Source organism: Parascardovia denticolens DSM 10105 = JCM 12538 (assembly GCF_001042675.1).
GTDB lineage: Bacteria > Actinomycetota > Actinomycetes > Actinomycetales > Bifidobacteriaceae > Scardovia > Scardovia denticolens.
The window spans coordinates 686,092-708,212 of sequence record NZ_AP012333.1 but is presented as its reverse complement, the minus strand read 5'-3'; the positions used below and the strand labels follow the sequence as shown (position 1 = coordinate 708,212).

Below are 22,121 nucleotides of genomic sequence, written 5' to 3'. Positions count from 1 at the left end.
AAACTCATGGAAAGCCAAACGGCCCAACAAAAACAAGAAAAAACGGCGCAACCACAAACCCCACCAAACGAAAACCCGGCAGAACCCATGGAAGCACACAAACTGGCATATCAAAAAACAATAACCAAAAACAACCAAACACCCCCAAACAGGAATGCCCAGTCGATCAAGCATAAAAAGTAGCACAAAACACGCTCTTGAGTTCTCAAACCACCACCACACCAACAAGCGACCCACCAGACGAACCAGCAAGCCACCGCACCAGGCAGCAAAAAAGAACTATACACGAAGCACGCTAGAAAGCAAGCCCCTATTTCAGGCTTCATTCTCAAACCCTTGGAAACAAAGGTCTTCAGACCATGTCTCTCGGCGTGTCGCGGTCCTTCATCGCATTCGGACCAATGTCCGCAATACACTGGAGGAGGAAATTCTTACGGGAACGACTCGTGGAGCCGCCTTTTCGTGGGTTCTCCACATAGACATATGAGATAAACATATGAAACATCGATCATCAGAAAGGGAACCATGACAGTTCAGACTATCCAGCCGACACCGCAGCCCCTCTACCGACGGGACCCTCTTTACATCCCCCGCGTCGCCGCCGTGCATGACATGTGCGGTTATGGAAAGTGCTCCCTGACCGCGGCGATCCCCATCCTCTCCGCCGCCGGTTGCGACGTCTGCCCGGTGCCGACGGCCATCCTGTCCGCCCATACGCGGTATCAGGTATTCACCATGCATGACACGACCGATATCCTTTCGGGATATCTTGACGCTTGGAGGCAGGAAAACGTTGACTTGGACGCCATCTACTCCGGTTTCCTCGGCAACGCGGGGCAGGTCTCTCTGATCGAACGCCTGTATTCGGAATATCCGCATGCCTTGCGCCTCGTCGATCCCGTCATGGGCGACGGGGGGCAGATGTATCCGACTTATACGCAGGAGCTCTGCGACGCCATGGGCCGCTTGGCGGACGGGGCGGACGTCCTCATGCCCAATCTGACGGAGGCCTCCATCCTTACCCACCAGGAATACGCTGGCCAGAACCTGACCGATGCCCAGGTGAACGAAGTCCTGGAAAGCCTGCTCAACCTGGGTGCGAAAAACGTCGTCCTCAAAGGAATCGACCACGAGGATGGGAAACTGCACAACTACGTGGCTTCCGCCGCAGCCGGAGTGGAGCGGAAGGCGGAGCTTGCCCACGTCAAACTGCCGTATATGATTCACGGGACGGGGGACGCCTTCGCTTCCGCCCTCTGCGGGGCCATCATGGCGGAGCGCACCGTGCCCCAGGCAGCCCATATCGCAGGCGAATTCGTGCGGCATGCCATGGAATCGACGAGAAACCAGCCCAATTTCGAAGAACGGGGAGTGAGTTTTGAACTCACCCTTTCCGAACTCACCGGTCTGGTGGCTTCCCGCTGAGTTTTCCACAATCCATCCACATCGCTTTTTCCCAATGATCGCAGGCGTGTCACACATTTGACCACATTCGAAAAATAAGTGGCCATCCCCTCCGGTTTTGTGCTGAAATGTCAAGTATGACACAGCAACTGCTAGAGTCCGCGATCGACCACGTCAGCGGTCCGGGCCACATGTACACACGACTGAATGACCTGACCGGGAAGGAGGTCGGGAGAATCGGCGAAGACATAGCCGCCGATTATCTCGGCAGCCTCGGTTACCGCATTCTTGACCGTAACTGGAATTGCCGCTATGGGGAGCTGGATATCGTCGCCCTCTCTCCGCCCTTTCATTCCAAGCAATTCATCGTGGTTGCGGAAGTCAAGACCAGACGCACGGACATCTGCGGTTCTCCTTTGGAAGCGGTCACCGACCGTAAACTCGCCCACTTGCGCCGGGCCGCTTTCCTCTGGTTGGACGCCCATCCCCATTTTCCACATCACCCCATGAGAATCGACGTCATCGGGATTTCCCTGCATGAAGATGAGCACGGTTATGCCCCGATCATCTCCCATGTGAAGGAGGTCTGATGGCTATCGGAACTTCCTATTGCATAGGCCTGTGGGGGTTGAAGGCCTATATCATCCAGGTTCAGGCTTTCACCAGCAATGGTCTCCCCTACTTCTCCATCATCGGCTTGCCGGATACCTCTCTTGGCGAGGCAAGGGAACGCGTGAAATCAGCCTGCACGGTCACGGGATTCTCCTGGCCACAAACACGGGTGACAGTCAATCTCTCGCCAGCTTCTTTGCCCAAGTCCGGTTCGTCCTTCGACCTTGCGATCGCGGCGAGCATACTGGCTTCCTCGCGGGCGATCGACCCTTCCTACCTGGCCGATAGCCTCCTCATCGGAGAGCTCAATCTGGATGGAAGCATTATGCCAGTGCGTGGCATACTTCCCATGTTGCTTTTCGCTAAGAAAAGCGGGTTACGGACGGTCTACCTGCCTGAAGCGAACCTGGCGGAGGCCCGACTGGTGGAAGGGATGGACCTGATTGGGTTGAGCCATATCGGCCAATTCATCGCCAATTGCCACCCCAATGCGGAATTATCGGCGACCATGGGGAAACGATTCGGAAGCCTCATCCTGAAAGGCCCTCTGGCAGCGAGCCAAGAATGGGAGCGCGTCCTTCCCTTCAAACAGCGTTCCTGCCCTCCTGACTTTTCGGACTCCTCCGACGCTTTGAACGAAGACCCTCAAGTCTTGGATTTCGACCAAGTCATCGGTCAAGACCAGGCGAAAGAGGCTTTGGTCGTGGCAGCAGCCGGCGGGCACCATCTCATCATGACCGGCCCTCCAGGAGCGGGGAAAACTATGCTGGCCAAACGCCTCCCGACGATCCTTCCACCGCTGGATCCTCAGGAGAGAATAGAGGTCGCTTCCATCAAATCCCTCTGTGGGACTTTGCAGGCCAATTCGATGGATTTTCTGCCTCCTTTCGAAGCTCCGCATCATACGGCCAGCGTCCCTTCGCTCATCGGGGGAGGGAACGGATTCGCCCAACCCGGAGCCATCACCCGGGCGCATCATGGGGTCCTTTTCATGGATGAGGCGCCTGAGTTTTCGACGGCCTGCATTCAGGCCCTCCGCGAACCGTTGGAAAACGGGGTGATCAGCCTTTCGCGCTCCAAGGGAACGACATTTTATCCCGCACGTTTCCAACTGGTGATGGCGGCGAACCCTTGCCCTTGTGGCTTCAACTGGGGAAATGGGGAAAGATGCACCTGCACTCCCCGTCAGAGGCAGAAATATTGGGGGAGATTATCGGGACCGATCATGGACAGGATCGACCTCCATATCCCCGTCGGTTCGCCCAGCATGATCACGGCGGAAACCACCCGCCGCCTCTTGGAAAAAGACGGCCAGGCGGTCGCGGACGATCGCCACTCATCTTCCCGGATGCGAGACCGCGTCATCGAAGCCCGCGACCATGCCTCCCGCCGTTTCGACGCCTTCCCCTGGTCCACCAACGCCCAGGCGCCGGGAGGATGGCTGAGGGAGACGACCCCTGTACCTTGCCTTCGTATGGTGAATTCCGCCTTGCACAAACAAGACCTGAGCATGCGAGGAGCTGACAGGGTCCTTCGGCTTGCTTGGACTCTGAGCGATCTTTCTGGACGGAACAAGCCAAAAGAAGAGGACATCCTCCAGGCCATGGATTTGAGGTTGGGAGGCATCGATGACTGACACACTGCTGAGGGTCGACCGCCATACCCTGGCTTTGGCTACGCTCACTTATTGCTGCAATACGGCGAGCGCCATCATGTATCATCTCATTTACCCTCAAGAGGGATATTTCCAGGAAATGTTGGATCAAGGAGGGCCGTATCCCGAGGCAGCCGACCAAGGGAGGCCTCATCCCTTGGGCGCCTCCTCCGACTCCGTGAAATCCGAGCTCGTGATTCCCCGCATGGGGGGCGGGCAAAAGACCGCCAGGGAAACCGCGGACCAGCAACCGGAGAGCGAGGGACTGGGGAAGCGAACGTATGAATCGCAATCGCAAGAATCTCAGCCACATGTGTTGCAGCCATACAGGACAAGTCCCGGTAGGTACGGCCTGGAGCCGGAACGCATCGTCCACGAGCTTGAAAGACTTCATGACTTAGGGCGGATGGAGAGTCCCCTGCTTCTGAAAGCTTTGGAAAAGACGATCGTCACCGGTCATCTTCGCAAGCCGTCATCCGCCGTCGCGGCCTTCAACCAAGCACTTGAGCGATGGGTGGAAAGGATGGGGCCTATCAGAGATATGGACGATAGGCAGAGGGAAACGTATTTCACGCAAAATGGGAAATTGTGGATCATCAGTCCTCAATCCCCGCTGTGGCCGCGGCATCTTGATGATCTGGCGACCATGGCAGACAGCACGCCTCCGCTTTGCCTATGGGGCAGGGCGATTCTTCCGCCTTGATGGCCTGCGTCCAGCCGGTAGGGGTCGTCGGTTCCCGCGATTGTACCGATTATGGGAAGAACATCGCCTTCCACGCAGGAAGACAGGCCGCCTTGCTCGGCCATACGGTCATTTCCGGAGGAGCGAGCGGGGTCGATGCGACGGCGCACTGGGGCGCCCTCTCCGCCTTCCCCGATCTGGGCGAGAACGCGGGAAAAACGATCGCTATCTTCGCCGGGGGACTCAACAATTGTGGCCCACTGAGCAATTCCCGCCTTTTTGATCAAATCCGTCTGCGAGGTGGTGCGCTCATCTCCGAATTGCCACCCGACACCGTGCCTGAAGGGTATCGGTTTCTCATGCGCAACAGGCTGATAGCGGCCCTATCGAAGATTATCATCGTGGCGCAGGCGCGGCATCGTTCGGGAGCCCTGAACACAGCGACATGGGCTGCGGACTTGAACCGCTTGGTCTATGCGGCTCCCGGCGACATCAACAAGCCTTACAACACCGGATGCAACGCCCTGATCGCCCAGCAAAAAGCGGTTCTTCTCCAATCGGACAATGACTTTTCGAGCATTTGTGGAAAGGAGCATGATCATGAAAAATGTTGAAGGACCGTGACAGAATCGCAGTATGACACCAACGACGATCCATGAAAGCTATGACGCAATCATCGTGGGAGCAGGGGCCGCGGGTCTTTCCGCGACGCTGGAACTGCTGAGGACATGGGAAGACCGAGGTCTGTCCGGCAGACCAAGTGTCCTTGTCGTTTCCAAACTTGAGGCTTTGCGTTCCCATACCGGATCGGCGGAAGGCGGTATCGCCGCAAGTTTGGGTAATAAGCGTCCGGATTCGTGGGAATGGCATTGGTATGACACAGTCAAGGGGGGAGATTGGCTGGTTGACCAGGATAAGGCGGAGATTCTCGCGAAGGACGCCCCTCAAACGGTGATCGCCCTCGAACATGATGGGGTTGCTTTCAGCCGAATGGAGAATGGGAAAATCGCCCAACGTAAGTTCGGTGGGCACACAGCTGACTTCGGCAAAGAACCGATCGAGCGTACCGCTTATGCGGCCGACCGCATCGGGCATCAGATCCTCTATTCCCTCTGGCAGCAGTGCGTGAAAGAAGGCGTGGAATTCGCCGAGGAATGGTATGTGACTGACCTGGTCCTCAGCCCAATCGCCCGCCCTCTCCAGCAGAAAGGAGAGGCTGGCGAAGAAGACGCTGATAGGACAAACTTGGTTGGGGAAGTAGACAAGGCAGGAAAAGCCGTAAAGGACGGTGAAACAGTCAGGGCGGAGAATACGGGCGAAACCGGTGGAAAAAAGGTCGAAGGCATTATCGTCTTCGACTTCAAGGCGGGCTGTTTGCGCAAGTTGGCGGCGAAGAACGTGCTCCTCGCCACCGGCGGGGCGGGTCATCTGTTCCATACCACGTCGAATTCCTGGGATTTGACCGGGGATGGGATGGCTTTGGTCCTACGCGCCGGCTTGCAATTGGAAGATATGGAATTCGTCCAATTCCATCCCACTGGACTCGCTCACACGGGCATCCTCCTGTCAGAAGCGGCACGTGGCGAAGGCGGGGTCTTACGCAACTCCAGTGGAGAGGCCTTCATGGAAGGCTATGCCCCTGAACATAAGGATTTGGCGGCCCGCGACGTGGTCACCCGCGCCATCATGTCCGAAATCGATGCCGGTCGAGGCGTCCGCGACCCGCAAGACCCCGATGGTCCCGCAGACTGCGTTTGGCTGGATTTGCGCTCAATCGACCGCTCCGACATGGAAAAATCCCTACCCGAAGTACTGCAAACGATTGAACGGTATGCCGGCCTTAATCCCAGCGTCGACTTGGTCCCCGTCAAACCGACCGCCCATTACACCATGGGAGGCATCCCCATCGACGAATGGGGACAAGTCGATACCTGGGGACGCCGGCAACCGGATGAATCGACGGCCACTTCCACGGAGATGAATCAGCCTGATGATCAACCTGATGATCAGCCTAGCAATCAGCCCAACAGGCAGCCGGAAGACCAGCCGGAAGTACAGGGGGAAACGGTCGGCGAGACGACCATCGTGCGCGGTCTTTTCGCCGCTGGCGAGTGCTCTTGTCTCAGCGTTCACGGAGCCAACCGCTTGGGGGCGAATTCCTTGCTTGACGCCTGTCTCTTCGGTCACCGAGCAGGGCAAAAGCTCGCCGAGTCGATTTCGGGAGCGCTGGCATCATCCATAGCCATTCGGTCCAACGAGCCTTTCGAAGCCGCCGGATCAGACGAATCAGACAGATCCGTTGATCGCAGTCAGTCCGAGTCCGAGATGGACCGAATCGACGAAGACGCCCTGTCCCCTCTGGACCAGTCCTATGCCAGAAGGAAAAGGGACATCGCTTTTCTGCTTGGCCGCGAGGTCGGCAAGAGTGATGGACGAATGGGAGACACCGGTTCGCCGGAGGCCGGAACCGAGACGAATCCGTATGAATTCATCGTCCGGCTGGGACGATGCCTCGAGAGATATTTCGCCATTCGCTGCGACGCCGATTCCCTTGAGCAAGCGCAGGAAGAACTCGATGTGGAGCTCACCCCCCTAGCCGAGAACCTACGCGCGCACGACCAAAGCATGGTCTTCAATCAGGAGCTGGTCGCCATCATGGAAGCCAAGAACCTGCTCTTGGTGGCCCAGACTCTGATCCGTAGCGCTCTTGATCGTCAGGAATCCCGCGGCTCCTTCTACCGCAGAGATTTCCCCCTTCGCGACGATGAGCATTTCCTTACTCACACCTTCATCGACCAAGATGGGGCCATACGCCGCAAGCCAGTGGTTGTGACGCGTTTCGCCATCAGCCGAAGAGACTATTGAGTCTCATTTCTCCATCCGCTCTCCATCAGCATAATGCATGCCTATAAGGCCTCCTCCCCCATACGCATGCATCAGATTGGAAACATCCGGGCGCAAAAACCACGATAAGCCAAATCTATCAATGCGCATAAAATCGGCTGAAGAAACATGCGGTATGAAAAGACATGTGGACCGGATGAAGGCGATTCCGCATAGAGGCAAGCCCGAAACGATGGAAAGTGTGAGAACATGAACAAGCAGCGAACCGAACATTTGATGACGGTCACCATGCGAGTGCATAGGTTCTCCCCCCAACCGGCCTTCGCCGATGAGCCATCCAACGTCTCATCCGCAGGTTCGGCGTCGCGGGCCTTCCCCCTGGCGAATTCCTCTTCGAACAGCTCTGCCTCCGCCGCGAATCAAACACGGCCCCTGCCACGAAGGCACCATCGCAGCAATCCCTTCGCCTCGGTGGATGCTCAGGACATATCCAATTCTTCTCAGACTTCTTCGAGGAGAACCTCTGTTGAGGAAGCAGCCGTAAGAACAGGGGGCTTGTGTCAGCGGCATCACAGCAATCCCTTCCAAACAGCTTCGACGAATGACGAGAATCCGAGGTCCTCATCCGAAAACTCGTCCGCAAGCCTATCCGGCTCCATTGGCATAGATGACACCTTTGATGCCGCAACCGCCACTGAGGTCTCAACGGCCGCGGCTATCCCAACCGTCACCGCTGCCGCAACCGCCGAAAACTTGAACCATGGTTCCCGACAAAATCAGCCATCGGCTCTTGACCAGATCCAGACTGAAACTCCGGTGCAAAAGCAGGGGATCTCGTGGGTGCAAGAGTACGAAGTGACCGTCCCCAAACAGGAGACCCTTCTGAACGTCCTGCTGATGATCAAACGCCAGCAAGATCCCGGACTGGCCTTCCGCTACTCCTGCGGACACGGCATGTGCGGGTCCGACGCGGTCCGGGTCAACGGCGCTCCTACCCTCTTATGCACGGCGACCGTGGAGTATTGGGCCAAGGACGCGGCGGAAAACGGTCATCGTCTTTTCCGAAGGACCATTCCCGCGCCCGCCCAGGTCGGGGAGACAGGCGAGGAGGAAACTCTGGTCGGAAAAACTCGGATTAAGGCCGAAGACACCAAGGATACCAGGGACGCTCAAAGCGAGCCGTCCGACGGTCCCGCTCCTGCGAAGGTCATCGATATCTCCCCCTTGGCCGGCTTCCCCATCCTCAAGGACTTGATTGTGGACATCGACCCGATGCTGGAGGCAATCAAACGTTTCCAACCTTACCTGCAGGCGACAGGTCAGCTGAAAACGACCGAATCCGGCAAAATCGACGCTTTCGAATATCTGCAAAGCCCACAGGAACTGACCAGGTTCGAGCAGCTCTCCACCTGCATCTCCTGCGGGGTCTGCGAAGGGGCTTGTCCGATCTATTCCGGCGGAGAAGCTTTCGTCGGTCCTGCGGCCCTGGTCCACGAGATGCGTTTCATCGAGGATTCCCGCGATCAGGCGACGGAAAAGCGCTGGACCGACCTGGGCGCATCCGACGCCCTGTCTGCCTGCCAATCCGTCCGCGCCTGTTCTCTGAACTGTCCACAAGGCATTGACGTCGGCGAAGTCATCTGGCAGGCGATCACCAAGAAAAAGCGACTCCAGAATCAGCGCAACGAGTAGGAGACGCCCGGCGAATCCGCAGCCTGTGATTTCGCACGAATCCTTTACAATCGAAGTATGGACAGTGCACGACATACTTCGATAGCCAAGATGTGGGAATTCATCGAACAGCATGAGTTGGATCAGGAGGACGAACGCACCCGGGCGATCCGGGGCAAAGAGACGGCGGCCGCCTCTTCCGACTTTCCCTTCCCCAGCCCGGCTTGCGCGAGCGCTGGACAGTGCGCCTTCATCGCCAACCAGGCCCTTGCTTCGCAGGCCACGTCGGTGATCATCATCAGCACCAACCCCCTGCTGGAGACCTTGCACTTGGTCAAGGTCCTATCCGACGAAGCCGTCGTCACCGTGGTGAATCCCAGCGGACACGCCAACGAGGAAACCCGCCGTGAACTGACCCGAATCCAGAACGAGACCGCCCTCACCCTGCGTATGGTGAACGCGGCCGTGGAGAACTACTTGCCCCGGTTGAACGAAAACGATTACGACCTGGTCATCCTCGGCAAAGGCGTCAGCGACTGGGACCAGGCCATCACCATGTCTTCCCGCCTTCTGCGGTCAGGGGGCGTCCTAATCATCAACGACCTCATGGCCCTCAGCAACCCGGGGAATAAGGGCGGAGTGGTCAACCCAGCCGACCGCACGAGCCAAACCGTGGCTATGAGGGACCTAGTCGCGCAGCTGCCCGAGGACGAAGATTTCTCTTCCGTCCTCCTTCCCATCGGCACTGGTCTTTTCTTCTCCGTCCGTCGGTAGGATTTTTCGTCTCTGAATTCGGAAAATTTCTGATTCCGGATTCAGATTTCAGATTGGTTGGCTCTGCCTTGGGTTCCGGATTCCTGATTCCATTTTCAGAGTCCGGATTCCAGAATCTGAAAATGCTTGATGCTTCGTGAATTGGCTCAGTCCCGGGTGACCAGGTCGACGGCTTCGGCCTCGCTGTTTGTGAAGAAAACCGTCCCCGGGTCGAAGGTGGAGATCATCCCGCTATCCAGGACCGTGGTCTTCAGCCACGTGAATAGCTCCTGCCAATAGTCTTTTTCGAACAGGACGATGGGCATGTGCGGGGCCTTATGCGTCTGGACCAGGGTCAGGGCCTCGAACATCTCGTCGAAAGTGCCGAAACCGCCCGGGCAGACGATGATACCTTGCGAATGCTGCATGAACATGGTCTTGCGCACGAAGAAGTGTTTGAAGGTGATGGAGGTGTCCACGTAGGGGTTCAGCTTTTGCTCATGCGGGAGGATGATGCCCAAGCCGACCGACCTTCCCCCGGCCAGTTTGGCCCCTCGGTTGGCGGCCTCCATGATTCCCGGCCCTCCGCCGGTGATGACGGCCCTCCCCTTTCCGACGGCCAGCCGGGCCATCCTCTCGGCCGCCAGGCAGTACTTGTTATCTTGGGAGAGCCGGGCGGAGCCAAAGATGGAAATGGCGGGGCCGATGGCGGAAAGGGTCTGGAAACCTTCGCGGAATTCCTCCGCCACCCCATCGATCCATTGCTCCGCGTTCTCTTCGCCAATGCCGGAAAAATCCGCTTCAGTCATGATGATCCTTCATTTCCTGGATGCCATTCGCCGGCATCCATCCCTTGTGCCCTTCATTTGGTTCTTTCATCCCCCCGCTCCCCTATCTCATCGTCCTATCCCCACTTCCCCCGCTCCCCAACGTCCTCCCTCACTCTAGCGCCTTGTCTGCCCGAGGGAAAAAGGTACCAGTAAACGATGCTTAACGCGATTCGTCAATGTCTGCCCGGCGGGAGGAGAAAAAGGGCGGGGAAATCATGGGGCAAGGAAGACTCAAAGCCAGGGAAGCCTCAGAATCACGAGAAGCGTCCAGGCCCCTAGAGGATCTAAAAGATACCAAGAGGCCTTAAAGTCCCCCAGCTGATTCAGTGCCAGCAAATACTCAGGCCAAGGCCCCCGTCCGCTTGAACCGTTTCTCCTGCCTGCGCAAAAGAATAGCGGCCAAGGCGGCGGACAGGAGAGAGCCAATCAAAACGCCGAATCGGGCCTCATTCTGCAAAAGCTCATGATGATAGGCCAAGGAGGCCATGAGGAAGGCGACGGTGAAACCGATGCCGCAAGCCGTGGCCATGGGAATCAAGGCCCTGACCTTCAGACCGGGAGCGAGCTTGAGTCGGAAAAGGTGGGTGCTGATCCAGGTGGCGGCTACCACCCCCACAGGCTTGCCGATGACCAAGGCCGCGACGATCCCCCAGACGATGGGAGACAAGGTGAAAGCCGAGACCGAACCAGCAGCGGTTCCAGCCGCGGAGCCAGCTGCAGCCGCAATCCCAGCCTCGGAGCCGGTAAAACTGATGCCCGTGGCGAAAAAGGCGAAAATCGGCAGGGCCAGAAGGGCGGAGAAGGGCTGCAGCTTGTCATGGTAACGCTCCGCCCGGGGCGATTCCTCCTCAAACAGAGGACGCGAAGGGGTCAAAAGCCCCACAAGGACCCCGGCCAGGGTGGGATGGATTCCGGCCTCATACATGGCCGCCCAGGCGCAAATCCCCACAAGAGCGACCAGGACCCACGGAACCCGCCGGCGGCGGACCAGAAAGGCCCAACAGGCGGCCAGGATGATGACCGCCAGGAACCAATACCAGGCGTTCAAAGACGAGTAGAAAAGGGCGATGATGATGATTCCCAAGAGGTCATCGACCGTGGCCAGGGTCATGAGAAAGGCCCGGATGGAGCCGGGCAGGCTTTTGGCGAAAATCGCCAGGATGGCCAGGGAGAAAGCGATGTCCGTGGCGGTCGGCACCGCCCATCCGTGAGCGACCAAGGAGAAGGCCAACCCATGCATCAGGTCCAGGCGGGAACCGATGCCCGCCACTACCAGAAAAACCGCAGGGGGCAGAAGGACTCCACCTAAGGCGGCGATCATCGGGACAGCCGCGGCCCGGGGATTGGCCAAGGAACCGGTCGTCAACTCCTGTTTCAGCTCCAACCCCACCACCAGGAAGAAGATGGTCAGCAGGCCGTCCTGGGCCCAATGCCCTATCCCCAGCATGAGATTCGTCCCGGGCAGACCGATGGTCCACTCCGAAAGACCATGGTAGAAGCCTCTAGTCAAGGGAAGGTTGGCGCACAGGAGCCCGGCGAGGGCGAAGGCGAGCATGATCAGACCGGAAGCCCGGTCCGAGTAAGACAAGCGGGCCACCAGGGTCAGCGTTCGGCCCCTTCCCCGCTCCTCGTCTAGGGCCACCTGATGGAAGTCGGTGTCCAACCTTGCCTCTTCGGTCATGAGATTCCTTTCGAAAACCGGCCTAGGGGTGTGGCGCGGGGACGCCGCGCCAATCGGATATGCGACGGATTGAAGCCGCACACGGAAGCAAACAGAAAAAGCCGGAAGCGATTGCTCCCGGCTTGTCCGTGCGCCAGACAGGATTCGAACCTGCAACCTTCTGATCCGTAGTCAGATGCTCTAATCCGTTGGGCTACTGGCGCATGCCGTCATTCATTTCTTCCTGACAACAGTCATCTATTTAAGCACGATATGCGGAAAAAGCAAACACGGCGTGTTGCTGGCGCAGCCCCTGGCCCCGCTCTCAGTTCTTTGCCAATCAGCCATACCGCCAATCAATCATGCGACAACCAGCTCCTCGCCTAAGCATGCCAACTGCAGCTTCCCACGGCTCCTCACCCAGGCCGGCAGCCAGCAGCCAGCATAGCTTCATGGCTCAGGCCAACCACCTGCATCCGTCTCGTGCTTACTTCCGCCTACTTTTCCTCCTTCTTCTTGGAGACGGCCTCCATCAGGGAGATGACATCCCTCATGCTCATATCGGGCAGATAGGCGTGAGTGACGGCCAAGGCCAGCTGAGGCAGCCGGGAGGCGTCAGGATAGGCCACGAAGACGTGGCTCTCCTGAGGCTGGAACTTCTTCTTGAAGAAGAGCAAGGAATGGAAGCCGTACGCCGGTTCCAAGATCTTCGCGGTCATCTGCAGGACATGGGTCGGGACGGCAGACCCCTTGCCTAGGGGCTGGATTCCCGACAAAGGGGCGGCGGACAGGCTGAGGAATTCCACGTCCTTCATGGTCGGATCGTCCGTATCGGCCCCTTGCGGGTTGTCCGACTGCCCATCCCTCAGGCGCTCAGCCATGCGGGCGATGAGGAACTCCATGATGCCGTTGACGGCGTCGGGCCGATGACGCATGAAGTCCAAAGTCCAGCCGACCACCTTCCCCTGGCGGTAGGTGGGCAGCCAGGAAGTCACGGCGATCACTTCGCCTTGGGCGTCCACGGCGTAGAGCAGCTTCACCCGGGGATCCCGCAGCTCCTCCACCCCGCCAAGGGTGAACTTCATCTCCGGAAGGGACTTCTCGTCCGCCCAGGAATCGGAGATTCCGATGATTTGGGAGCGAACGTCCAGCGAGGCTTCCTGGTAAGTGCTGAGAACGTCCACGATCCCCTGCCGCTTGGCCTTATTGATGGCCGTGCGCACGTCCTGCCATTTCTTCCCAGTGGTTTTCCATTGCCGAGGGTCGATGATCATCTCCGTGCCCACGTCCAGGCTGCTCCACTGCATGTCCTCCAACGCCTGCCGCTGATCTTCGTGGACGGCGTAGAAAACGGGCATCCACGAGTTCTTCTCGCAGAAGCGGGTGAAGTCGATGAGGTCCTGTTTGTATTCCTGGGGGTCGCCGAAAGGCCCGGTCACCGTCAAAGCGATGCCCAGATAGACCCGGTAAGCGATGGCAGACTTGCCGCTGGGAGAGAACCAGTACTCATTGCCTTCCCAAGTGGTCATGAAGGACATGGACTCGCCGCCTTGCTCAACCAGACGGTCAGCCTGCCTGTGCTCCCGGAAGCCGACCACCCCGTCCTGGGAGAACCATGAGATGAGGACCCTGATGGCGATGATCCACACGAGCGGCCCGATCAAGTGGAAGAGCAACCGAGGGAAGGCGGCCAGAGGATGGGGCTCCAGTCGCAGGAAGGAGAGGAACCCGATCGGCATGTACTGGGTCAGTAGAGAGACGAAGATGTCGAAATCGCCCATCTGTTCCGAAGACAAGAAATCACCTTCGTAGACCCACGGCCCCGATGTGAGGCGAGCGGTCAGATAGTAGAGGAGGCTCAATCCCACGAAAGAGACGGCGATGATGACCATGCCGGCATACAGACGGCTGCGGCGGGTGACGATGTGGAAACGGCGGTGCTGGGAAGCGTAAATGACGATGAGGACGAAAGGCAAGAGGCTGGTCACCAGGAAAGCGTGCAAAGACCCATGCGCTATCATGCTGAGGATGGTGACATTGGACTTTTCATCATACATGAGGACGTCAAGCAAGACCGGCAGGAGGAAGTAGTAGATGACGGCCAGGATGATCTCGGCCGCGTTCCAGGCGATGGCTATGTTGACGGCCGTCCTCCGACCGCGATAAATGCCCCAAGCGATGATCAGGATAGCCACCAGGGCGAGGGCGGAGACAGCCACGAGGCTGGGGTTGTGGGCGCGGATGATCCCATAATGGGCGTAGCAATCGATACGTTTGGCCCCGTGCATGCAGCGGGCCACCGCCCCGAAATCCTCCTGAGCCGGACTCAGCAGGAGGCCGATGGTGGACAAAGGTCCGGCATGGATGGGCGACGTGGCTGAGACCAGAGGACCCAGGCCGGTGATTGCCGTGATGATCCCCAGGATGTTCCAGACTTCTGACGCCTCTGCCGGCTCCACGACGAAATCGCTGACGTCCTGCCTGACGAACATGAAGCCGCAGGCCTGACCGACGAAAGCCCCGACCAAGAGGGCGTAATCGATGGGTTCCCCCCGGTAAAGCAAGTCGACGGAGATCAAGGCGTAGGTGAAGATGTACAGACGACGGCGCCAGAGGGGGCTCAAGGCCGCCCCGGCCGCCATGAAGGGTCCGATGATCAGGATCCCCGGCCCCAAGGAGAGTGACATGACCGACAAGGTGCGCCAGGCCATGGAGAAATGCTGGAAAAGATAACACAGGGCCAAACCCGAACTGAGGCCGATGATGTAGGTGACGACGATCGTGGCCCCGATCTTCACCCGGCTGAGATAAGTCTCGGCCACCCCCATGGCGAAGAGGATGACGATGACCCCCAGGACGATCTGCCAAACGGCGTCCACGAAGAAGGTGGAATTGATGGCCGTATACCATCGGCCATGGGCCAGTTTGATGAAGCTGGTCCTGAAGTCGTTCTGCCCGCCGAAAGTGGTCAAAGGACTGAGATTGGCGTGGTGGAGGGCGAAGATCCTCACTAGGACGTTGACCAAGAGGAAGAAAAGGACCATGGACAGGGTCAGGGGGTGTCCCCGGTTCCAATCGCCGCAGTCGCGCAGAAGGGCGGCCAGGGGGTGCCGGGCGGAATCCAAGGGTTTCTTGGCCTTGACTGCCGTCTGCGAACGCTTTGTCTGTTCGGTCATCGTTCTACCTTCGCTTCTTTCGATCTTCGGTTGGTCCGAATCTTGGTGAAGGTTCCGCAGTTCCGGATTGGGTTAGGGCCTTCACTTTGTATGTATATGCCTGATAAACCTGATATGTCTTATCACTTTACATGCTTGATCCGCCTGATGCGGTTCCGATAGCTTCTTGCCCTATCATAACCCCGTTTCCGGCTCATTGAGGGCCAGGGGCGAAAGCTTCTTGAAGTCTTTGAGATTGGGCTCCTGGCTCGTCAATCCCTGGTCCCAACAGAACTGATGGAGGCCATAGTCGAAAACAGCTTGGACGGTATGCCAGTCATGCCCGCTGCCATCAGCAACGAAAGCCTTGACCCTCATGCCCTTGCGCAAGGCCGCCTTGGCTATGGCCTTGGCGTTCTTTTGCCCGATCTGGTCGTACTGTCCATCCCCGAAAAGGAAGGTCTGCCAACTGCGTCCGTATTTCTCGATGGCCCGGGCGGGAATATGGTCTTCATAAGCTTCCCGGTCCCCCCGGTAGAAACGGGAGATCATCTCCTGCTCGCTGCCATCGGTCTCGTGGATCTCCCCTCCCACCGAAATGACGTTGCCGAAAGTGTCGTGGTAACGCGGACCGAGGTGGGTGGCGCAAGTCCCTCCCATGGAAAACCCGCCGATCAGCCAGCTTTTCCCCGGATGTTCTACCGGGAGGGTGGAGGAGATCCAGGCGGGGACGTCCTTGCTGATGTAGGTCTCGGCCTTCCCGTAGATCGGGGTGTCGGAACAGAGGGTGTTATGGCTGGAAGCGCCAAGCTGGTCGGGAGAGACCACGATGGGGGCCAACCCATGGTGGCGGGCGGCGAAAGCGTTGAGATAGGCCTGGTAATCCCCGGCTAGGAAAAAGCGATCCGGGCTGCCCGGCTGCCCGGCGAGGACGATCATGACCGGCAGCTTGGGCGGATGTTTGCTCAGAGCCGCGGGGGGCAGATAAATCGTGGCGGGCCGGGCGACGAAGCCGGACTGGGAGGCGGGAATGACCACCGTCCGCACGATCCCTTTGGCCGGCATGGCCGGTAGGGTCCCCTTCTCGGCCTGTTTCTGCCACTGGGCGACGGTCCTGTCGGCCTGATGGACCTCCGAGCTCGACAGCCAGGGGAAAGACCTATAGCCCAGGAGGGATTTGAGGGTGGGATATTGCCCGTAAATGGCGTTCACCCCCAAAGTCCCGTAAAGGAGGGAGACGATGAGCAGGAAGACGGAGACGACTTTGCGCCAGCCCCGGTAAGAGACCAGACTGATGATGGAGAACCCAAGCAAGGCCAAGGCCAAGGCCACCTTCCGGATGACCAGAAGCCCGAGTTCGACCCCGAAAACCACCCAGACGTTGGACAGGAGGTAGGTCAGGCCGAAGCCGATCCCATACAGGCCGGCCGCCACTAAAAGCTGCATCAGGAGGAGGCTCGCGCGTGGATGTTTCCTCTTGGCCGCCCATCCTTTCATCTTGGTGGCGGAATAGGGCAAGAGAACCACCAGCAGGAGCAGGGCCAGGCCCGCGACCGCTTGAGGGAAGACCCCCTTGTTCAAGGGGACCTCCAAGAACCATGTGGAGATATGCGCCCACAACTGTTTCATCCGTCTACCTTTCCTTGGCTTTCACGCCATGTAGATCTGATCCATGGGCATGGATGAATCAATGGAGAAGTCCTCCGGGGAAGGGGGCAGGCCGGCTGAGACCAGGTTCGAGCCGAGCATGGCCACCATGGCCCCGTTGTCGGTGCACAGTTCAAACCGGGGAATGCGGATCTCGATCCCCGCCGTCTGGCCGAATTCCTGGAGTTTCCCCCTCAGCTGGGAGTTGGCGCTGAAACCGCCGCCGACGATCAAGATCTGGGAATCGTAGCGTTTGCAGCCTTCGATGGCCTTGCGCGCCAAAACGGTGGCCACGGAGTCGGCCAAGGAGGCGCAGACGTCATCGACCGGAATCGGCCTGCCTAGGGAATCCTGCTCTTCCAACCACCGGGCCACCGCCGTTTTCACCCCGGAAAAACTGAAATCATACGGATGTTTTGCGGCGGACCGGCCCTGGGTCAGTCCTTGCGGGACCTTAAGGGCATGGGGGTCGCCTTTCTGGGCGTGCCGGTCGATATGCGGGCCTCCGGGGTAGGGGAAGCCGAGCAGGCGGGCGATCTTGTCGAAGCACTCCCCCGCCGCGTCATCCAGGGTGGTCCCCACTACATCCACCTGACGGGCGACGTCCCGGACATGCAGGAGGGAGGTATGGCCTCCGGAGACGATGAGTGCCAAGGTATCCGGGGGGAAGGGGCCGAATTGCAGCTGGGTGACGGCGATGTGCCCGATCACGTGGTTGATTCCATACAAAGGCTTGCCTGCGGCGTAAGCCAGGGCTTTGGCCCCGGAGACCCCGACCGCCAGGCAGCCCGCCAGACCGGGGCCGGCGGACACGGCGATGGCGTCCACTTGTGACAGATCCAGCCCAGCGTCGGCCAAGGCTTGGGAGATGACGGGGACGAAGGCCTCCGCATGGGCGCGGGAAGCCAGTTCAGGGATCACGCCACCATAACGGGCGTGTTCGTCCATGGAAGAGGCGACGACGTTGGACAAAAGCTTGCCGCCCTCCACTACGGCCGCCGCCGTCTCATCACAGGTGGATTCGATGCCCAGAACAATCGGTTCGCTCATGACCTCTGCCATCCCTTCGTTTTGCTTCTGCCATCATACCCGCAGGCACTACATGTCGGCCGAAGGCTGGACGGGCAGGCTGAAGCCGGCCGGTTTCCTTCCAGGCCGCACTCCCAAATCCACCGACATCGTGTACGCGTCCACGTTTCCGGGCTGATAGTATCTTTTCCGGATTCCTAGGATACTGAAGCCGAGGCCGCGGTAAAGGACCAGGGCGGGATCGTTATCCACCCGCACTTCCAGGAGCATCCGTCGGGCTTTGAGGATCCTGGCCCGGTCCATGAGGGTCCGAAGGAGGGTCTTCCCGATGCCCCTGCCCTGCCAAGCCCGGTCCACGCCGATGGTCATGAGCTCCGCGTCATCGCCGTCGAACCAGAAACCGCCGTAAGCCAGTGGATGGGAGGGATCGGCCATGTCCGAGACGACCAGGTAGGTACGTGTCGGGGAATGGACCTCCTCCTCCACTAGGTCTCGACTCCAGGCCCCTTCGGCGAAAAGATCGCTTTCCAGACCAGCGATGGCGTCCAAATCCGATTCCTCCAAGGGCCTCACCACCAAGGAGTCCGGGAGCGCGGCCTGTCCGCCTCTCCTTAAGGCCTCTGCTTTCCCGTTTGACTCGTTCTGGGCCGAATCGCTTGCCTTCTGGATCGAATCGCTCATAAAAGTCTCACAGACTGGGGAAAAGCGGACGGGGACCCGGCTTGCCCTTCCTGGCTGGGCGAACCGTTTTGCGAGTCGCCGCCCGTGTCGGTCTGAGCGTCGGTCTGCATGTCAGGTAGGGTGAGCGAAATCCCCGTCTGGCCTAAAGCGTGTTTGCGGGCTGGAGGAAGGCTGATGTCCGGCCGACGCAAGTACAGCGGATCCGTCAGGCAGGAATCCCCTTGACTCCGGTGGAAAAGCGCCGTCTGGGCGAAAAGGGCCAGGCCCTTCCTGCCGCCATCCCCCAGAGGGGACTGGTCCCTGACCTCCCCCAGATAAGGTCGCAGACCCGCCCAGGAGGATGCGTACTTTCCGGCCCCATGGCCGACCACATCGACCTGGACGGAAATCCCTCCGACCCCCTCGCCGGATGAAGCGTCAGGCTTGCCAGAAGGGGTGTCAGACCTGCCGGATGGGGCATCAGACAGGCCCTTACGCCAACCATCGATCCATTGCGCAACCTTCGCGGCGATATCATCAGCCGAAGCGATGTCCATCTCCAAGACCTTCTTCGGCGTCTGGACCATGCGCCAAGGAAGTCGATAAGAAAGGCCTTTCTCAACCGTCTCGCGGCCGTCTTGCGCTTCTTCTAAGGAGGCGTCCGGCTCGGGCACGAAAAGCGGGGCCAGATAGAGGGCGTAGTAGAGCTGCTTGCGGCGGGCGTCGTTGACGGCCAAAGTCAGACGAAGCTGCCGGGCGAAGTCGCCTGCAAGCCCTGTCTCTCCCCTGCCCTCCTGTCTGGAATCGGCAAGAAGCCTTTCCTGGCGGCGGTATTCCTGCCAGACGGCCTGCGGTTCAAGGATATCCTGCCCCAGCAGGGGGATGTTCAGGGCGAAAGCCAAGGCCCGCGCCGAGGCGATTCCCGCCCTCAGCCCGGTGAAAGGGGCTGGGCCGACGCCTACGACGATCATGTCCAAATCCTGCGGAGTCAGACCGGCATCGGAGACGACCTGGGCGATGTTGGGTTCCAACCTTTCCACATGCATGCGGGAATCCGCCTCGCATAAAGGGTCGCCGCCCACAATCCCCACAGTGGATCCAAAGGAGGAATCCACGACCAAGCAATGGCCACCGCCATCATGCATGATCTCCGTCATGTCCGCCCTTTCCTGGTTCTTGCTTTCGCCTACCTAGGTTTCCGTCCAAGCTTGCGGCCTATGTTTCCCGGATAGGTTTTCTGGATAGGTTTCCCGTCCGGATCAATGTCTTGAAAGTCTTTTGCCTTCACGGCTCCTCAAGGTCGTCCGTCACTGGCCCGACTTGATTCGATCGCGCCATCCACGCAGCCGATTATTCCATGAGGCGCCTACGGGATGCAGGCGGACGATCCGTTCGCCGTCCTCGGTCAGACTCCCATCCGTGCCTTGAGCCGAAGTCCTGGGCCTACTGATGGTGATTTCCAACCGGTCGTCGGCGAGCGCCGCGGCCATGGCAGACCCCCATTCGATGAGGATGCAGGTCCCGGGACCGGGGTCTTCCAGCTCTTCATCCAAGCCCAAAGCCTCCAGTTGGTCCAACAGGCGGTTTCGCATCCCCCGCGGATCCGTGTCCGACGAATCCCGATCGTCGTCGGAACCGGGCAGGCGGTAGGCGTCCACATGAATCAGACGGGCGGGCCGACCATTGGCGTAACGCCCTTTCAGCTCGCGGGCGATGGTGAAGGTGGGGGAAACCACCTCCTTATCGACTCCCAGTCCTCGGCCTATCCCTTGACTCAAAGTCGTTTTCCCGGCGCCAAGCGGGCCGGACAGGACGATGACATCGCCAGGCATCATGATTGAGGCGATTGCCCGGCCCAAATCCCGCATGGATTCGGCCCGGGGAGCGCTCAAACGCATATCCTCGCTCATCTTATCTCCTGTTCCCATATCCGGTTCTGTTGCCGTGTCTAATTTGATACAACATAACGGCAGCCTATTTCTACCCCTTAACGATGAACACCCCCGTGTGCATTTTTGCACACCCCTCATAACGATGCCGTATGCACCGTTACGGAGTAAGGTATTTGATTTTATCGCTGCCTGTGCGTACATTGCGTTCTCCTCGTGAAACTACAAATCTGCCTGCTATGACATCGTTGCCTTAATAGCGCCTGCGCTGTGGATTCTCACAACACGATTATCATCAGTTTCTGATATGTGCTTGAGTTGCTCCACAAACGGTCTAACAAACTCCGGTCTACGTTTTCCGAGAACCCGGAATATTTCCGGTGCTTCCATTCGCACTTTGTCATCCGTATCATGTAGCAATTTCTCAAACACCGACATATGATTCTCATAAATGTCGGGAGTGTTTGTGGCGATATTTTCCGATGCCCAAATAAAACTCAAGCGTACCTTGGCTTCCTCATCGGATGCAAAACGGAACAAGTCCATCCAATACGGCTCTATCACACTGTATTTGCCGCGACCGATTCTTCCGAGAGCATTAACCGCTCTTTCCCTTAAAAGAGGCTCTGTGCTATCGCAGAAGGAAACAATCGCCGGAACTGCATCCTGCACTTTCAGAGGATATTCCATCCCCATCTCACCAAGCAGCCATAATGCCTTCGCCTGTATCTTTACGGATTCATGTGCAAGGAGAGAAGAAACATACGGTATGTTCTCTGCCCACTTGTCCCTGTTCTTCGTCAGTATTCCAAGTTCTTTGTAAAGTTCCGATTCGCTCAATCAATCATCTCCTCAGGCTATTTTATTGAAACTGTCCACGTATCCCCATCGACCAGGTACTGAAATTCCGTCAGCGCCGGATCGTTTATTACACGCATCAAGTCCTCAAAATCATCGACCGTGTTTATCTCCGACAGGCGATTGCTTTCTACCCATTCCATCTGCCCCTCATCGAAAGACACGGCCGTCCCGCTATATTCGGTAGCCTTAAACAGAAGAACAACATACCGTCCGTCCTTAATTGGAAATTGCTTCACGCCTACAAGCTGAGGATTCTTTATGTCCAGTCCCGTTTCTTCTTTCATCTCACGAATCACCGCGTCAACGAAAGATTCCCCCGGTTCCACGTGACCGCCCGGAAGCGTATATCCCTGCCAGTCATTCTTTATTCTGTTCTGAAGGAGCATTCTGTCTCCATCCGTGATGAGACACAATACCGTCAATTCGACATTTTCTGTTCTGCTCATATTGTTCTCACTTCTTCTTCGGAGCAGGAAGTTCCTCATACATTGCTTCCAAAAGCTCACGCAGAAAATCTTTATTATCCACATCGTCCACAAGCAGCATCTCTTTTGCGCCATCATACGGAAGTTCTGTATCCGCATTTGGCATCATCTCCACAGCAGACTTTGTAGGCTTCACGAGGAAGCGATCATCATAAATGCCGCCGACAATCTTGCCGCAATAGTAAATGATGTATTCTCCCATCATCGCCCGATAGGTCACATCATCCAGTTCCGAAAGCTGCTTCAATATAAAATCCAGGTATTCTTTGCTTGATGCCATCTGTC

General features: G+C 58.2%; 20 protein-coding genes and 1 tRNA gene. 9 read left to right on the top strand and 12 right to left on the bottom strand.

The window, feature by feature from the left end; all coding sequences use genetic code 11:
• Positions 1–6 precede the first annotated feature (6 nt).
• The 9 genes from PSDT_RS08335 (at position 7) to PSDT_RS02995 (ending at position 9,641) form a co-directional block, all read left to right on the top strand.
• Entirely contained in the window at positions 7–183 is a 177-nt protein-coding gene (locus tag PSDT_RS08335) for a hypothetical protein (RefSeq protein ID WP_154645718.1), read from the top strand.
• Positions 184–525: 342 nt separating this feature from the next.
• Positions 526–1,425: a pyridoxamine kinase gene (locus PSDT_RS03030; protein ID WP_006289956.1), complete on the top strand. Its 900-nt coding sequence runs from the start codon at positions 526–528 to the stop codon at positions 1,423–1,425.
• Between the two features lie 116 nt (positions 1,426–1,541).
• Positions 1,542–1,994, top strand: a complete 453-nt coding sequence (locus PSDT_RS03025; RefSeq protein ID WP_006290516.1) for a YraN family protein — start codon at positions 1,542–1,544, stop codon at positions 1,992–1,994.
• Positions 1,994–3,652 carry a YifB family Mg chelatase-like AAA ATPase gene (locus tag PSDT_RS03020; RefSeq protein ID WP_006289954.1) on the top strand — a complete coding sequence of 553 codons (1,659 nt, stop codon included), beginning with the start codon at positions 1,994–1,996 and terminating at the stop codon, positions 3,650–3,652. The genes PSDT_RS03025 and PSDT_RS03020 overlap by 1 nt, the downstream gene beginning before the upstream one ends.
• Complete coding sequence (locus PSDT_RS08565) at positions 3,645–4,373, top strand: hypothetical protein (protein ID WP_006289953.1); 729 nt, start codon at positions 3,645–3,647, stop codon at positions 4,371–4,373. The genes PSDT_RS03020 and PSDT_RS08565 overlap by 8 nt, the downstream gene beginning before the upstream one ends.
• Entirely contained in the window at positions 4,346–4,966 is a 621-nt protein-coding gene (locus tag PSDT_RS08560) for a DNA-processing protein DprA (protein WP_006289952.1), read from the top strand. The genes PSDT_RS08565 and PSDT_RS08560 overlap by 28 nt, the downstream gene beginning before the upstream one ends.
• 22 nt (positions 4,967–4,988) lie before the next feature.
• Positions 4,989–7,217: an FAD-binding protein gene (locus PSDT_RS03005; protein ID WP_006289951.1), complete on the top strand. Its 2,229-nt coding sequence runs from the start codon at positions 4,989–4,991 to the stop codon at positions 7,215–7,217.
• Positions 7,218–8,012: 795 nt separating this feature from the next.
• Positions 8,013–8,888 (top strand): succinate dehydrogenase/fumarate reductase iron-sulfur subunit, encoded by an 876-nt coding sequence (locus tag PSDT_RS03000; protein WP_143828325.1) that lies wholly within the window; start codon positions 8,013–8,015, stop codon positions 8,886–8,888.
• 57 nt (positions 8,889–8,945) lie between these two features.
• Positions 8,946–9,641, top strand: coding sequence for an O-methyltransferase (locus PSDT_RS02995; RefSeq protein ID WP_006289949.1), 696 nt, complete (start codon positions 8,946–8,948; stop codon positions 9,639–9,641).
• 146 nt (positions 9,642–9,787) lie between these two features.
• Here the strand turns inward: PSDT_RS02995 and PSDT_RS02990 are convergent, their stop codons facing one another.
• The 12 genes from PSDT_RS02990 to PSDT_RS02935 form a co-directional block, all read right to left on the bottom strand.
• Positions 9,788–10,429 carry an LOG family protein gene (locus tag PSDT_RS02990; protein WP_006289948.1) on the bottom strand — a complete coding sequence of 214 codons (642 nt, stop codon included), beginning with the start codon at positions 10,427–10,429 and terminating at the stop codon, positions 9,788–9,790.
• Between the two features lie 361 nt (positions 10,430–10,790).
• Positions 10,791–12,131 (bottom strand): Na+/H+ antiporter NhaA, encoded by a 1,341-nt coding sequence (locus tag PSDT_RS02985; protein WP_006290520.1) that lies wholly within the window; start codon positions 12,129–12,131, stop codon positions 10,791–10,793.
• Between the two features lie 129 nt (positions 12,132–12,260).
• Positions 12,261–12,334, bottom strand: a tRNA-Arg gene (locus PSDT_RS02980).
• 273 nt (positions 12,335–12,607) lie between these two features.
• Positions 12,608–15,286, bottom strand: a complete 2,679-nt coding sequence (locus PSDT_RS02975) for a bifunctional lysylphosphatidylglycerol flippase/synthetase MprF (protein ID WP_006289947.1) — start codon at positions 15,284–15,286, stop codon at positions 12,608–12,610.
• Between the two features lie 174 nt (positions 15,287–15,460).
• Positions 15,461–16,894 carry an alpha/beta hydrolase gene (locus PSDT_RS02970; protein WP_006290521.1) on the bottom strand — a complete coding sequence of 478 codons (1,434 nt, stop codon included), beginning with the start codon at positions 16,892–16,894 and terminating at the stop codon, positions 15,461–15,463.
• A 21-nt stretch (positions 16,895–16,915) separates the two neighbouring features.
• Positions 16,916–17,962 carry a tRNA (adenosine(37)-N6)-threonylcarbamoyltransferase complex transferase subunit TsaD gene (gene tsaD / locus PSDT_RS02965; protein WP_006289945.1) on the bottom strand — a complete coding sequence of 349 codons (1,047 nt, stop codon included), beginning with the start codon at positions 17,960–17,962 and terminating at the stop codon, positions 16,916–16,918.
• 48 nt (positions 17,963–18,010) lie between these two features.
• Entirely contained in the window at positions 18,011–18,622 is a 612-nt protein-coding gene (gene rimI, locus PSDT_RS02960) for a ribosomal protein S18-alanine N-acetyltransferase (RefSeq protein WP_006289944.1), read from the bottom strand.
• Positions 18,619–19,758, bottom strand: a complete 1,140-nt coding sequence (tsaB, locus tag PSDT_RS02955; protein WP_006290523.1) for a tRNA (adenosine(37)-N6)-threonylcarbamoyltransferase complex dimerization subunit type 1 TsaB — start codon at positions 19,756–19,758, stop codon at positions 18,619–18,621. Before tsaB ends, rimI begins: the two co-directional genes overlap by 4 nt.
• A gap of 150 nt (positions 19,759–19,908) precedes the next feature.
• Complete coding sequence (tsaE, locus tag PSDT_RS02950; RefSeq protein WP_036737436.1) at positions 19,909–20,511, bottom strand: tRNA (adenosine(37)-N6)-threonylcarbamoyltransferase complex ATPase subunit type 1 TsaE; 603 nt, start codon at positions 20,509–20,511, stop codon at positions 19,909–19,911.
• Positions 20,512–20,727: 216 nt separating this feature from the next.
• Positions 20,728–21,330: a sister chromatid cohesion protein PDS5 gene (locus PSDT_RS02945; protein ID WP_006290525.1), complete on the bottom strand. Its 603-nt coding sequence runs from the start codon at positions 21,328–21,330 to the stop codon at positions 20,728–20,730.
• 17 nt (positions 21,331–21,347) lie between these two features.
• Positions 21,348–21,797 (bottom strand): 8-oxo-dGTP diphosphatase, encoded by a 450-nt coding sequence (locus tag PSDT_RS02940; protein ID WP_006289941.1) that lies wholly within the window; start codon positions 21,795–21,797, stop codon positions 21,348–21,350.
• A gap of 7 nt (positions 21,798–21,804) precedes the next feature.
• Positions 21,805–22,116: a TfoX/Sxy family protein gene (locus PSDT_RS02935; protein WP_006289940.1), complete on the bottom strand. Its 312-nt coding sequence runs from the start codon at positions 22,114–22,116 to the stop codon at positions 21,805–21,807.
• Positions 22,117–22,121: the final 5 nt, after the last annotated feature.